14 protein-coding genes are annotated in these 12,885 nt (G+C 64.3%); 9 read left to right on the forward strand and 5 right to left on the reverse strand.

Translation table 11 applies throughout. The features are described 5' to 3' along the window. The first annotated feature begins 289 nt into the window (after window positions 1-289). The 5 genes from OXS49_RS30080 (at window position 290) to OXS49_RS30100 (ending at window position 4,583) form a co-directional block, all read left to right on the forward strand. Window positions 290-919 carry a hypothetical protein gene (locus OXS49_RS30080; protein ID WP_267428295.1) on the forward strand — a complete coding sequence of 210 codons (630 nt, stop codon included), beginning with the start codon at window positions 290-292 and terminating at the stop codon, window positions 917-919. 56 nt (window positions 920-975) lie between these two features. Continuing rightward, window positions 976-1,164, forward strand: coding sequence for a helix-turn-helix domain-containing protein (locus OXS49_RS30085; protein ID WP_267428296.1), 189 nt, complete (start codon window positions 976-978; stop codon window positions 1,162-1,164). A gap of 21 nt (window positions 1,165-1,185) precedes the next feature. Beyond that, the gene (locus tag OXS49_RS30090) at window positions 1,186-1,575 is read left to right on the forward strand and encodes a hypothetical protein (protein ID WP_267428297.1); all 390 of its coding nucleotides are present in this window, start codon (window positions 1,186-1,188) and stop codon (window positions 1,573-1,575) included. Beyond that, on the forward strand, window positions 1,575-2,603 hold the full coding sequence (locus tag OXS49_RS30095; protein ID WP_267428298.1) for a hypothetical protein: 1,029 nt from the start codon (window positions 1,575-1,577) through the stop codon (window positions 2,601-2,603). Before OXS49_RS30090 ends, OXS49_RS30095 begins: the two co-directional genes overlap by 1 nt. A gap of 870 nt (window positions 2,604-3,473) precedes the next feature. Then, on the forward strand, window positions 3,474-4,583 hold the full coding sequence (locus OXS49_RS30100) for an ABC transporter substrate-binding protein (RefSeq protein ID WP_267428299.1): 1,110 nt from the start codon (window positions 3,474-3,476) through the stop codon (window positions 4,581-4,583). A gap of 798 nt (window positions 4,584-5,381) precedes the next feature. On the opposite strand, the gene OXS49_RS30105 is transcribed toward OXS49_RS30100, so the two are convergent. Together OXS49_RS30105 and OXS49_RS30110 are read right to left on the reverse strand one after the other, a co-directional pair. Next, window positions 5,382-5,588 (reverse strand): hypothetical protein, encoded by a 207-nt coding sequence (locus tag OXS49_RS30105; protein ID WP_267428300.1) that lies wholly within the window; start codon window positions 5,586-5,588, stop codon window positions 5,382-5,384. Between the two features lie 27 nt (window positions 5,589-5,615). Beyond that, window positions 5,616-6,398 carry a sugar transferase gene (locus OXS49_RS30110; RefSeq protein ID WP_267428301.1) on the reverse strand — a complete coding sequence of 261 codons (783 nt, stop codon included), beginning with the start codon at window positions 6,396-6,398 and terminating at the stop codon, window positions 5,616-5,618. 345 nt (window positions 6,399-6,743) lie between these two features. On the opposite strand from OXS49_RS30110, the gene OXS49_RS30115 reads away from it, so the two are divergent. Continuing rightward, window positions 6,744-7,031, forward strand: coding sequence for a hypothetical protein (locus tag OXS49_RS30115; protein ID WP_267428302.1), 288 nt, complete (start codon window positions 6,744-6,746; stop codon window positions 7,029-7,031). Between the two features lie 396 nt (window positions 7,032-7,427). Here OXS49_RS30115 and OXS49_RS30120 read toward each other — a convergent pair whose 3' ends face one another. Then, window positions 7,428-7,649: a hypothetical protein gene (locus OXS49_RS30120; protein WP_267428303.1), complete on the reverse strand. Its 222-nt coding sequence runs from the start codon at window positions 7,647-7,649 to the stop codon at window positions 7,428-7,430. Window positions 7,650-9,214: 1,565 nt separating this feature from the next. On the opposite strand from OXS49_RS30120, the gene OXS49_RS30125 reads away from it, so the two are divergent. Together OXS49_RS30125 and OXS49_RS30130 are read left to right on the forward strand one after the other, a co-directional pair. After that, entirely contained in the window at window positions 9,215-9,895 is a 681-nt protein-coding gene (locus tag OXS49_RS30125) for a ParA family protein (RefSeq protein WP_267428304.1), read from the forward strand. Beyond that, on the forward strand, window positions 9,892-10,185 hold the full coding sequence (locus OXS49_RS30130) for a hypothetical protein (protein WP_267428305.1): 294 nt from the start codon (window positions 9,892-9,894) through the stop codon (window positions 10,183-10,185). Before OXS49_RS30125 ends, OXS49_RS30130 begins: the two co-directional genes overlap by 4 nt. A 67-nt stretch (window positions 10,186-10,252) precedes the next feature. Here the strand turns inward: OXS49_RS30130 and OXS49_RS30135 are convergent, their stop codons facing one another. Next, a complete protein-coding gene (locus OXS49_RS30135; protein ID WP_267428306.1) occupies window positions 10,253-10,525 on the reverse strand; it encodes a hypothetical protein in 273 nt (90 codons plus the stop codon). 49 nt (window positions 10,526-10,574) lie between these two features. Between OXS49_RS30135 and OXS49_RS30140 the strand changes: the two genes are divergently transcribed. Beyond that, the gene (locus tag OXS49_RS30140; RefSeq protein WP_267428307.1) at window positions 10,575-11,003 is read left to right on the forward strand and encodes a hypothetical protein; all 429 of its coding nucleotides are present in this window, start codon (window positions 10,575-10,577) and stop codon (window positions 11,001-11,003) included. 344 nt (window positions 11,004-11,347) lie between these two features. Here OXS49_RS30140 and OXS49_RS30145 read toward each other — a convergent pair whose 3' ends face one another. Continuing rightward, window positions 11,348-12,076 carry a recombinase family protein gene (locus tag OXS49_RS30145; RefSeq protein WP_267428308.1) on the reverse strand — a complete coding sequence of 243 codons (729 nt, stop codon included), beginning with the start codon at window positions 12,074-12,076 and terminating at the stop codon, window positions 11,348-11,350. Between the last annotated feature and the right edge of the window lie 809 nt (window positions 12,077-12,885).

Below are 12,885 nucleotides of genomic sequence, written 5' to 3' on the forward strand. Positions count from 1 at the left end.
GGAGGGCTAAAGGAACGTACCATTTCCTGACCTTCCGCCCTACATGCGCAGCCCTTGGCCTTCGCGTTTTTTGGCTCACCTCAAACGGGCTTTCGTTTCAGTCGCCGCAGAGCGAAAAAGGGCCCCTTCCTCCCCTCTACCGTGCCTCGAACTCGTCGCTGAGAACGAGGGCCTCGCCGAGCCTCCCGCCTCAGCTGTCCGGCGGTGTGGATAAGTCGCTTGTGCTGGCCGCTAAAACACTGCTGCAACATGGAAATCCAGTAAACTGGCCCTCTTAGAGGGGCATCATATGCTATCGCTTTCCGCTGAGCCCTCGAGCGCGTTCGCCTGTCGTTCGCTTCGGCCCCTCGTCGAGGCCATCGCTGCCGAGGCTGAGGCCGACAGGCGGCGGCACCGGACCCGGAAGCGAGCCCGGGGCGACTGCTCCAAGAGCTTCTTCGATGACGGCGACCGGTTCGCGCTGGCCGCTATGGTGGCAATGCAGCTCGCCAGCGAGGAAGCGCCCATGAGCTTCGGAGGCCGCCGTTCTGACTGGTCGTCGGCTCGACACGCTGCGGCACTGTTCGCACCAGGGCGCGGCCAGCGTGTTGCGTATGCCCATCGCCTCGCGGACGGGTCGATCATCGCCAAGGCCGACTTCGCCGCGGGGCCGGAGCGGCATGAAACAGCAGCCCGCCGGCTCGCCCGGAAGCACAAGACGCTCGAGGGGCTGGCGGCCGCCTGGGTCTCGCTGTCCGGCTGCCTCCTCGCCACGTTGAACTCGTCGGCGAAGAGTGGCGCTCGAGCTCATTCTCGCGCGCTCTTGGGCGTCCTCGGTTGGCGCGACGTCTCGCCTTTGGTGTGGCTTCGGCTCGGGCAATTGCTGGCACGTAGCGAAATCAACCACTTGGCGGAACTTTTCGTCACTGACAGGCCGTAGCCCGTCGTCGATGATCGGGGCCTATCGCGGATGACCGCAGGCCACCGGCTCGAAGCATGAAAGCTACCCCCGCCCCCCTCCTGAATACGCTTGACGACACTCGAGCTCGGCTTGGCCTCGGCAAGACCAAGGTGCGCGAGCTCGTCAACGCCGGGGACCTCGAGGCGGTCAAGGTCGGGTCCCGCACGCTTGTGACCGAGGCCAGCATCGCGCGCCTCGTCGGCCGCCTTCCGCGCATCCGCTGACCCATTCAGGACCGCCCCGTCATGGACATGAAACCCTCACTTCGCACGACCCTCGATGCTCTCGCCCGTGCCGGCCGGCCGCTAGGTGCTGCGCTGCCCGCCACCACGCCCGCGCTTGCCGCGGCCCAGCCGGCCGGCAGCGCGCCCCATGGCGCTCTGCCGAGCCAGGCTAGCGCTGGCGCTGGCGATTGGGACGATGTTGTCGCCAAATTGAACGCCGAGCGCGGCCTGCAGGCAGGCGCGAACATGGGCGGCCCAGGAATGGTAGCCGCAAGCCAGCCGGTCACCCGGGTCAATGCTGCGGCCACGCCGGATGAGCTCGCGGATCAGGTGAACGCGGCCCACGGGCTGCGCCCCGGCGCAAACATCTCGCCGGAGATGATTGCGCACTTCAGCGAGGGAGCCGTTTGATGTTGAAGACGCTCAAGGCGCTGCTAGGCCTCGCTCAGCGCGAGGATGCGACCTCGGACGAACTGAACCCATCCCTGCCGGCCGCTCAGGCTGAGCTCGCCGCGGCGCGGGAGGCACAGGCTGCCGCCGAGCAAGCCTATCGCGGTAGCCTCCTCGGGGGGAACGAGGCAGAGACGCTTCGCCTCGATGCTGCGCGCCGAGAGGCGAGTGTCAGGATCGACCGAGCGACGGCGCTGATCGAGGCGCTGCGCGAGCGGCTGGCTGAGGCACGTGATCGCGAAGCTGAGGCCGAACGCGTTGCCGAATACGAGGCTGCCCGCGTTCAGGCGGACGACGCCCGTCGCGCGCTTGCCGAACATTACGACAGCATGGCCACGGACCTCGTGCGCCTGATGGAAGTGGTGGCGCGTGCGGAAATGGAGCTGCAGCGCGTCAATGCCGATCTGCCTCGCGGGGCCGAGCGCATTCAGTCTGTTGAGCACACCGTTCGTGATATCCCGGCGGGTCCGGACGAAGTTCTGTCGGAAACTGAGGTCGAACTTTGGGTCGAAGTTGGCCAGACCACGCCGGGCACCTTCGACCAAGACAACGTCTACAAGACAGGACCAGGCCGAGGAGTGATCAAGATCCGGGGCATTCCATTGACCGAATGCATACAAGTAGAACTGCGTAAATTCACGGAGCAACAAGTTCTGCTTGGCTCAAGTCGTCAGGTCGTGTTTCCGCTTCACTCGAGAATTTCGCTACCGGGGTTTCGAGCGGGAGAGCCCGCGATCTGGAAGGCTATGGACGCCCTCGCCAAGCCGAGCGAAATCGTCAAGCGCATCGAGAACCTACGCTTCGGCCTATTGCCCGAGCCGGTCGAGGCAGCGCCTACGCCTACAAAGCCGAGGCGGAAGCTTATCGCCGAACCAGGCGCTCAGCCGGTGCAGGCGTTGCCGAAGTCGCCGCCTACGCGCGAGTATCGTGGACCGTTCGGCGGTCCCGAGAATGACCCGGGCGACGCGAAGCGAGTTGAACTTGCCTGAATTCTGGAATTGCTGCCAGCCTTGAAGGCCTGACAGCAAAGCGGGGCACTTCACGAGGGTGACGCCAGCAATCCAACAGCGGGAAGCAGAACTCCGGGCCCCGCCACGTGAAAGCGTGTTGAACTGGTCAAGTTTTGCGTGCTGGCACTTCAATTCTAATCCGATCCACGCGGTCAACCACTTGGATCGGCAAGCCACCGCCGGGCAGGGGCTTCCTGGCGGCGGCTTTTCGGGCCTGAGATTGCCGGGCGCCTCAGCGCGCCCGGCCACACCCTGCCCGGGGGTTCATGTGACGGCGTCTGCGGCCCGTCGAACAACGAAAAGCTCGCCTCCGCCCCCGTGCCCAGTTCAGCGGTCAAGGCGAGCGCGGCCGCATCAATTTCACGAGGACAGCATGACGAAGGTGGCCATTACCCTGCTCGGGCGCGCAACCGTGGATGCGCCCTTTGAGGAATTGGCCAGCAGCACTGTGGTGGCGGGCGACACCGCCGTGGCTGCAGCGGTTCGAAGTGATTTCCACCGGCTATCCGAGCAGTCATGTTGCTGCAGAAGCTCTACGTACGTAGAGAGTAAATACAGGTGTTCCAAAGCTTTCGGCAGCGCCGAGCAGCGAGGGTCGATATGTCGAGGTTGGTTGTCCGCCTCTCTATCTGGCTTGTGATCAGCTGCACGCCAATGATCTGGGCGGCTTCTTCGGGACATGCACAGCCTCAGCAGCCAGGAGCGAATCGGTTCGCCCCGGCGCCCGATGAGAAGAGCCGACAGGAACCTTCACCATCGCCAAGCGGCAATCCCACCTCTTCTTCACGTCCGCTTAACGGTGACGCAGGTCGCGAGCTCAACAACCAAGGTCCCACGGAGAAGGCCGAGGTGCGCTTCGGTCTGATTGCCCCGTTTTCCGGTGCAAACAAGGAGTTCGGTCATCAGCTCTCGATTGGCGTCTTGACCGCGTTCAACGCTGCAAACGATGTCGGTGGTATTGGCCCCTATCGCCTCAAGCTCATCACCGCCGACGACGGCTACGAGCCAGCTCGGACACCAGATCTCGTCAAGCGCATGACCGAGAAGGACGGCGTCGTGGGCTTCGTCGCGAACTTCGGCACGCCAACCGCAGCGGCTATCTTGCCTTGGGTGCTCGACCACAAGCTCCTGTTCTTCGGCGCCTACACAGGCTCGGACCTCGTCCGTACCGTGCCACCGGACCGCTACGTCTTCAATTATCGGCCGAGCTACGCTGAGGAGACAGAGGCGGTCGTCCGCTATCTCGTGAACGTGCGTGGCCTGAAACCGCGTGAAATTGTGGTGTTCGCACAAGACGATCCGTTCGGTGAGGCGGGCTATGCTGGAGTTGTGAAGGCAATCCGCGCGCTCCAGGGGCATTACGAACAGCCGCCCCAGAAGCTCACTTACAGGCGCAATACGATCGACGTGGCCGGAGCGGTCGCGGCTCTGAAGGCGCGCAAAACACCGCCGAAGGCGGTCGTGATGGTGGCGCTGTATCGCCCAGCGGCCGAGTTCATCAAGCTGACGCGGCCGCTCCACCCACGCATGATCTACACCGACGTCTCTGCCGTTGGCGCCACGGCCCTGGCCGAGGAACTCGCCCTGGCGGGGAACAAGGTGGGTGAGGGAGTGCTGGTCACGCAGGTGGTGCCTGCCGTGGGTGGTTACTCGAAGGCCGTTCTCGACTTCAAGTCTTTGTTGGGCAAGTACTTTCCTGGGGAGCAACCGGATTACGTTTCGCTGGAAGCCTTCATCGACGCGAAGATCGTCATTCAGGCAGTCAAGCGGATTGCCGCGACGCCGGGGGTCAAGATTGATGGCGACCGGCTTGCCGACGGGCTGGAGGGGCTTGGCAACTTTGACTTGGGGCTGGGAACGACGCTGAAGTTCGGTCCGAGCGAACATCAGGCGTCGCATATGATCTGGGGAACACAGCTGGACGAGAACGGGAAATTCGTGGTTGTGGGCCTCCAATAGACCTCCGGGTCCGAGGCGCATCGAGAAGGGGCTCGCTCACTTGATCGACGGAAGGCCTAGTGCAGGCCGGGCGGGCATCGAGCTCGACCCGGCTGATAACCCGCACCTGATCCGCGTCGTCATCCCGCCGGGGGATCCGAACGCGCCGCCGGTGAAGCGGCCCCCAAGCTCTCGGACCATCGCTAGGCTTCGAGCGAAAGCCGAGGGGGCCGGTCGGGACGTCGAGGCCGCCCGCGCGCTGGCTCGGCAGGTACAGCCCGGCCTGCGGCCGCCCCCGGGCCGCCTATTCGACGTGGATGCCGCCGGGATGGTCCTGCGTGGGCCCGCTGGCGGCATCGGCAGCAGCACCAAGATCATCGAGACCTTGGCGCCTCTAGCGCAGGGCGGCCGGCATCCCGCAGCGGTTTTGGTGACCGCGGGGAAATGGGTGGATGAGGTGGCCCTACGCGAGGCCTTGGCCGGCCTGGGGCCGAAGTTGGCTGCGGTCGGGCTTCGGATCTGCCGCCGGAAGGCAGGGCTCAGAATGGCAAAATATCGCACAAAATAAGAGCATTCGTTTTGCCACTGGAACGATATTGTGCCATTATATTGCCGGATACGGGTTGTTCAGTGAGCCCGTGAGAAACGTGAAGCTTACGGGTGCACACCGATGCACCGATGGCTCTGAGAGGACCCGATCATGCATTGGGCTGCTGTGGTCCTTGCTGCCTACGCAGCCGGCTTCGTCGAATTCTGGCGTCTGTGCGAGAACGCTCCTTCATATGAAGAGGGTGGACCGCTGCAGTCTGATGCTTCGGCTTAGCCGCGCCTTGCGCCCGGACCATTACGCCGCGTGGTTTCATCGACTAACCAATGGTAGAGCCGGTCCGGTAGCCAGTACACCCAGACCGTTGCTGTAGCCGCAGCCAGTAACAACCCGACTAAAACTGCCAAGGCCAGCATCACAGCGCTGTCCGCCTCGTCGGGTTCGGCGTAGTCGTACCAAAGTGGGTTGTCGTCGTGCACGGCCTGATCCCTTAAGGCGCAGATGCGTTACCGGCTGCCGCGCTGGGCTAGGACGGCGGGGACGGTGCGCAGCAGGATGGCGAGGTCCCGGCGCAGGCTCCAGCGGCTGGCATAGTCGAGGTCGAGGGCGACGCGCTCCGCGTAGGTGGTGTCGGAGCGGCCCGAGACCTGCCACAGGCCGGTGACGCCGGGGGGCACGGCAAAGCAGGTCGGGAACGCCCGGCCGTAGCGGGCGACCTCGGCCGGCACGATCGGGCGGGGGCCGACCAGGCTCATCTCGCCGCGCAGCACGTTCCAGAGCTGCGGCAGCTCGTCGAGGGAGGTCTTGCGCAGCACCTGCCCGATGGCGGTGACCCGCGGGTCGTCGGTGAGCTTGTGGGTCGCCGCCCACTCAGCCCGGGCCTGTGCGCTGGCGGCGAGGTAGGCTTGCAGCACCGCGTCGCCGTTCGTCACCATGGTTCGGAACTTCAGGCAGCCGAAGCGGCGTCCGTCGCGGCCGAGCCGCATGTGGCGGAAGATCGGGGCCTTGCGGTCGCCGGCAAACACTAGGCCGGCGATCAGCAGGAGCAGTGGCAGCAGCAGGAACAGCGCGGTGGCGGCCACGCCGACATCGAGCCCGCGCTTGGCCGCCCAGTCCAGCCGCAGCCCGCGGGCCACGAACGGCGCCGGCGGCAGCACAGCCTCCGCCATCGCCTCCGCCGCATCGCTCACCTGAACGGCCAGTTGACTAGCTACGTGCTCGGCGATCTCGACGCCATGCTGCGGCGCACACACATCGGTAAGGGCAGGGTTATCGACACGATCCAGCATGGTCTCAACTCCTCTGGTGAGGCCAATGGCGGAGGGTTAATGATTGCTTATTGCAGTGCTTATAACGTGCTGCAATGGCACTGGCAAGCTGCGCCATAAGTAATATTAGCAACTCGAGATAGGTTAATACGTCGAATAAGATCCTACGCTGTGCCGACTAAACAGCATAGCGGCCAGACCATCTACGTCTGAGACGATAGGTAATTTATACTTGGATTTGGGTATTGTCCGACACTGTGAACGGTGGCGGAAACCACTTCCGCAACTTCAAATTATGCAGCGCGTTCGTACCGCCTTCGCTGGTCGGTAGAAAGCGTTTGGTCCCAGTCGGCTCGACGTATGCGAATGGGTTTTACGCTGCTGCAAACTCCTAAACGACCGCCGAGCCAAAGCGGTTCAACAAAGATGGAAGGTTCGCTGGCACGCCGCTTACCGCAGCCGCATGCCGGCAGCGTAGGCTGGCATGCGGCTGCGGTGCTGGTCGAGGCTGGCAAGTGGGCCGATGAAGCAGTGCTGCGCGAAACGCTGAACGCACTGGCGCCCAAGCTGGCGGCGATTGGCCTGCAAATCTGCCGCCGCGAGGCGGGCCTCCGAATGGCGAAGGCCCGTCCCATGAGTATCCCGGCTCAATAAGGGTACCCGTAATACGGACGCTGCACCGGCCTGTAACGCTCCCTCACGGGCCGACCCTGGGGACCATACGGCCCATAGGCCTGCAGATATGTGTTGTACGCCGGCGGCGCATAGTTGCCGCTATTCACCCCGCCGGTGCGGCCGTTGCCGCTCAACTCGGAATAGGGGTTCAGGCCGCTACCGCTGTCCCCGCCGCCACCGCCGCGCGCCATCACAGCACCGGATGTGCCCAGGATTATCGCTGCCGCTAGAGCGGCTCGCGTCACATTTGCCTTCATCTCGTTCTCCCAATTGGCTCTGCAGCCGTTGCGGGAAAGATGGGAGGCATCCTGCTGATACATCACCGGGCCGCGGCATCAGGGCTCAGGATCAAAAGCACCGATGAGCATTGGTCGTTCACGGGGATGATGGGCTAAGCGCCGCGACCTGCGGGTGTGGGTGCACCTCTTCGGCATAGCGTCCGATCAGGGCAACGAATGTGAATATCGTCAGGCACACCAGCGCCATGGACAGCGAATGTTCCACGCTCGCGGCGTATCGCTCGAGGCGCTGTATCAGGTAGCAACCGGCCGTGAACATGGAGGCCATGATCAGCGGCACGGTCAGGTCATTGGGCATCGGGAGCGCCCCAGCATCCTACGGTCCATGCTGATTCGAAAATCGTGCCGCGCCGGCGAGGTCAATCGCTGTCCCTCGGCAGCCCTTCTCGGTTCCGCTGGCCGCGAGGCTGCAGGATCCAGCACGTTCTTTCGGAAGCCTGAGGCCGGCGCTCGCCGTTCATACGAGCGCGCGGCGGGCTCAGGCGCCTACAGTTCGCGCCACAGGTGGGCTTGCGCGATTCTGGGCTGTCAGGCGCCTGTTTCCGGGGCGGGGACGGCTTGTGGATGGCCCTCGAATATCTCTGGTAGCCGTGGCGTTCGCCGTTGTGCCTGCACTCCCCCCGAAGCCTGCAGGGCTCGCCCGGGGCAGGCGTAGGCGCAGCCAGGCGCCCCATTCGCGGCTCGCGACGCGCACGACGTTGGTGTCGTTGCGCGAGCGGCTGAGGCGCCGTTCCTCGACGTTGACCAGGCCCAGCGTGCGAGCCTGGCGAAGGGCGCGCTTGGCCACGGTCAGGCACACGCCGGCGAGCGCCGCCATGTGGCCGAGGGCGAGCGTGCATGCGCCCCGCTTCCCTACCTCGAGGGCGACGACGGCTAGCACGGCCTGCTCGCCTTGTGTGAAGGCCGCAGCGAGGGCCGGGGGCAGGTAGCCGCCGGCGGCCATGCGACGGCGCCGGGCAAGGCTGTCAGGTGTGCGTGGGCGCGAGCCTGTGCGGTGGTGCACGCGGGCAGGCGGCGCCCCCTCCCTTCGGGGGGGAGGGGCGAGCGCCGGCATGAGCTGCGCCGCCACGGCCGCAAGGGGCTGGGCCTTTGTAGAGGCCGCTCGTGCTGCGCCACGCCGGGCGTTCAAGAGACTGTCGAGCTGCTCGGCCTGTTCGTCTGTGAGCCCCCCTGCCCCATAGGCTTTCCACACGGCAGCGGCGACGTCGCCCAGCCGGTCCAATGCGGCCGCCTCAACAGCCGCGCGCATCTCCTCGAAAATGAACATAGCTCCGCCCCTCGGGTCGAAAGACCCGCCGCGAGGGTGCAGACGCATCGGGCAAAGCTCCGCCGCTGCGGAAAACAGGTGTTTTCCGCTTGCGCGAAGCCGGGTTTTCGGGGAGGATGATGTCGCCAAACGATCATTCATCCCCGGGCTTGCCCGGCGTGAGACCCGCCCTCGAGGCGGGTTTTTGCGTTTCAGGTCCTCGACTCGCCGGTGATCCGGCTCGCCGCATAGTCGGCTTGGCAGTTCTCCTGTCAAACGAGCGCGGCGTCGGCAGATGGCCGCCCCCTCGCCCGAGCTGGCACACTGGCACGGTCGACCCCCGGCGAAAATCCCTCCCCTGGCAGATTGACCTCTGAAAGCTTCGGAATGCTCTCGAGCGGACCCGAACGCTCCCACGAGCTAGTGCTAGCTATCATCCTCTAGCGGGCGCGGCAGAGCTCAGAGCATAGCAGTGGCGAGCGGATGGCCTCGTACGGGCGCCGGCGCATGCGGCTGATATCGGCTCGGCGCGGCGTCTCGCAGATGGGATTAACGGTTCGCTAACCGACCCAGCCTCTATCCTGCCGCCCTCTATGTCCCGGCAGGGGAGCGGCGGAATGCCTGTCATATCGATTGCCAACCCGAAGGGCGGGGCAGGGAAGTCGACCACGGCGCTCGTGCTCGGCACGACGTTGGCGGTTCACGACGCGACCGTGACGCTTCTCGACTGCGACCCGAACAGGCCGATCGCGACCTGGGCTAAGGGCGGCAGCAGCACGGGCATGAAGGTGCTCGGCGATGTCGGCGAGAGCGGCATCGTCTCGGCGATCGACGCCGAGCGTGCCGCTCGCCAGTTCGTGCTCGTGGACCTCGAGGGCACGGCCAGCCGCATGGTGTCCCGGGCGATCATGCGATCTGATCTGGTGCTTATCCCGATGCAGGCCTCAGCCGTGGACGCCGCTCAGGCAGCCCGGGCCGTTGGCCTCGTGCAGGAGGAAGAGCAAGTGGTCGGCCGCGCGATCCCCTTCCGTGTCCTGTTCACGCGAACCTCGCCGGCTATCCCGACGCGGAACGAGAAAATGATCATCGACGAGCTGCGCGGCGCCGGCATTCCGGTCCTCACCACACATCTGAACGAACGGGCCGCATACAAGAGCATGTTCACGTACGGCCGGACCCTCGCCGAGCTCGACCCGGCGCTCGTGAACGGCCTCACTGCCGCTCAGGAAAATGCCGAGCGCCTGGCTGGCGAAATCATCGAGCTCGTCAGCAGCCTCAACAGAAAGGCCGCCGCGTGAACACCAAGCCCTCTTTCGGCTTCGGCAAGCTCGCCGAGATCCAGCCGGCCGCGCCCGAGCCAGCCACGCCTGTCGCACGTGAGATCGACCGAGTGGCCGACAGGCTCGGGTTCCCGAGCCGCGAGGTTCCGACCCGACGCAAGCGGCGCATCACTGTGGACGAGCCCACGGACCAGTTGAACCTGCGGGCCGCCATCGCCGACATTAACGTCTTCGTGGAGTGGTGCGAGCGCGAGCGGATGTCCTATCGTGAGGGCTTCGGACGGCTCGTCGCTAAGATCGGGGCCTGAACCATGATCGAAGCAGCTTTTGTTGCGGTCCTGGCAGCTGCGCTCGGCGCAGCTGCAGCCGGCGCGGTCAGCGGGCCGGGGGCGGAATGATCACGGCCGCCTTCCTGGCCTCGCTCGCCGGCACGCTGAGCGGCATCAGCCTTGGCGTGCTTGCACTCGAGCGGGTGCCGCTGCGACGGCGATGACAGCTTCGCAGGATCCTGAACGCCTCGCGCTCGAGCTCGAGGTCGCCGAGCTTCGGCAGCAGCTTGCCGAGACGCAAGAGCAGTGTGTGGAGCTGGCGATAGACGCCGGCGAGCTGCACGCCGAGAACATGGCCCTGCGGCGGGAGCTCGCTCACATGTATGCTGAGCGCGACCGCGCCGGCCGGCATGCTGCCTGACGCGGCCGTGCCGATCCGGCCAGAGCACCGCTTCTTCTACCCCATCGACTGGCCACAGCTCTCGGCCGTGATCCGTTTCCGGCGGGCCGGGGGCCGCTGTGAAGGCTGCGGGCGGCCGCACGGGCAACTCGTCTATCACCTTGGCGACGGCCGCTGGTGGGACGCTGAGAAGGCTACGTGGCGCGATGGGCGAGGGCGCCGTGCGCGCCTCGCCCTCGGCACAGTCGATGTACTCGCGCTCGTGCGCACGACCCGTGTTGTGTTGGCCGCCGCCCACCGAAATCACGACACGACCAACAACGCGAACGCTAACCTCGCGGCCTTCTGTCAGCGCTGCCATATGATCCACGACCGGCCTGAGCACCGGCGGCGGCGATGGCGCACACTGTTCAGGCGTAAGGCGCTGGGGGACCTGTTCGGAGGGCCGTATGCCTAAGTGCTGCCGTTGGACATGACGCCTGCCACGCCCCTCGATGCTATCCACAAAGTCATTCTGTCGCACAGCACAGAATTCATTCTGGCTCTGTTGACCCCGAAATTGCTCGGGAGTCGTGTAGCTTTGTCCTTGCCTTTGATCATCATGCTGGTTGCAGCTGTAGGGGCCATTGCCCTGACCATTGCCGCCTTACCGGCTCTCGACCGGTTCATCAGGTGGTGAACTGGAACGATTGAAACTTTGCCGGCTCGCCTCAGTTAGCTTCTCGTAGATCTGCCGGAGGTAGGGCGTGGAGTTCATCGTGATGGCCGCCGGCGTGATCGGGGCCGGCGCCACTCTGGCATTCATGTTGCCGGGGTTGGACGCATTTTTCTCCTGGTGACGGTCTCCGTTGTAATCCGTCGTACCTGGGTTGCTGTCCAAGCCCCGCCCCGCGCCGCTGGGATTTGATGGACGTTAAGCGCCGCCGCTACCTGCCTCAGTGACACCGCCCCGGCAGCCCGCACGTCAGCCAGGATCGGCGCGAGGTCGGCAGCACGAGCTGCGCTGCGGCGCGCCCGTGCGTCTGCCGCCCGGGCCGAGCCGAGATCCCGGTTGCGCAGGTTGCCTGGATTGCCGAGCTTCACGCCGCGGGCCTTGGCTGCAGCCAGCGCCGCTTTGGTGCGGGCCGAGATCATCTTGCGCTCGGCCTGAGCGACAACGGCCATGATGCCGACCACGAGCTCGTTCGCCTCAGGCATGTCGGCAGCCACGAAGCGCACGCCGGCCTTCTGCAGGTTGAGCAGGAAGGCAGCGTCACGGGAGAGGCGGTCGAGCTTCGCTATCACGAGCGTCGCCCCGTGGATCCGGCACAGCGTCAGGGCCTCAGCGAGGCGAGGGCGCGTATCTCGCGCGCCGCTCTCGACCTCCACGAGCTCGGCCACATGCCGCCAGGTGCCGCCGGCGAGGAAGTCAGCGACGGCCTTGCGCTGCGCCTCGAGGCCGAGCCCTGAACGCCCCTGCCTGGCCGTGGAGACCCGCAGGTAGGAAACGAACGCGCCGCTGCTCACCATGCCTGCCCCCTGCAACGTCATCACACACGGTGGTTCGTGCTGACGTCACGGCAGGAGGTGACGGAACGGTTAAGAAAGCGTCGTTGGTCGTTCAACAGCCCACAGGGCATAACGCAGGGTAAATAACACAACAATATCAAGCTACTGCAGGATCATCTACATTCTAAGCGTGTACACTCAAAATGTACATTATCATCACAGCAATATAATGAAAACAATTTTAAGATCAAGTCTATCAAAGCCAAGACATATGCATATTTTAATTTCTGCTATCTCGAGGTACATCAATGCTTTTTGCGAAACGATATCACCCACAAATCCCGTCTGGTAAGGAGCCTTCTGAAATCGCACGTATAAACTTTCAATCGTGCTCGCACACTCAAGGCTGCCCTATACTCTCAAACGACGAATGGTACGGTTTTGGTGATACAATGCTACCTTTTTTGAGGATGGCTTTTTTGATATCTGAGCAGGATAAACCAGAAGTCTTAGAAGACTTCAAACGACTTGATTTAGAAATGCGATCCGATCTGATACAGAACTTGGAGCTTCTGTCGGGATGGCTTAACGGCAACGTAAGATTAGTCGAGGCTGCTCGAGCACGACTAGCAATCGCCTGCGCTTGTTTAGCCGAAAATCAGAGATAGCACGGCCAAAACATGATCATCCAGCGCTCATGATCGAGCGCGCCTTCTATAGGTTCAACTACGGGGTCCACATGCGCGCACTTCTCGCCGGCGCCGCCTTGCTCTTCCTTTCGACGGCGGGGGCAGGCGCACAGCCCTACGATGACCGACGGCCGCCCCCGCCCGGGGATGAGGACTTCGACC

The sequence above is a fragment of the Methylobacterium sp. GC_Met_2 genome (assembly GCF_026540795.1).
Taxonomy (GTDB): Bacteria; Pseudomonadota; Alphaproteobacteria; order Rhizobiales; family Beijerinckiaceae; genus Methylobacterium.

Coding starts and splice junctions, on each gene's coding strand:
- OXS49_RS30095 (WP_267428298.1), top strand. CDS start 1,575: ATGTTGAAGACGCTCAAGGCGCTGCTAGGCCTCGCTCAGCGCGAGGAT.
- OXS49_RS30145 (WP_267428308.1), bottom strand. CDS start 12,076: ATGACGTTGCAGGGGGCAGGCATGGTGAGCAGCGGCGCGTTCGTTTCC.
- OXS49_RS30085 (WP_267428296.1), top strand. CDS start 976: ATGAAAGCTACCCCCGCCCCCCTCCTGAATACGCTTGACGACACTCGA.
- OXS49_RS30115 (WP_267428302.1), top strand. CDS start 6,744: ATGGGTTTTACGCTGCTGCAAACTCCTAAACGACCGCCGAGCCAAAGC.
- OXS49_RS30080 (WP_267428295.1), top strand. CDS start 290: ATGCTATCGCTTTCCGCTGAGCCCTCGAGCGCGTTCGCCTGTCGTTCG.
- OXS49_RS30120 (WP_267428303.1), bottom strand. CDS start 7,649: ATGCCCAATGACCTGACCGTGCCGCTGATCATGGCCTCCATGTTCACG.
- OXS49_RS30125 (WP_267428304.1), top strand. CDS start 9,215: ATGCCTGTCATATCGATTGCCAACCCGAAGGGCGGGGCAGGGAAGTCG.
- OXS49_RS30110 (WP_267428301.1), bottom strand. CDS start 6,398: ATGCTGGATCGTGTCGATAACCCTGCCCTTACCGATGTGTGTGCGCCG.
- OXS49_RS30090 (WP_267428297.1), top strand. CDS start 1,186: ATGGACATGAAACCCTCACTTCGCACGACCCTCGATGCTCTCGCCCGT.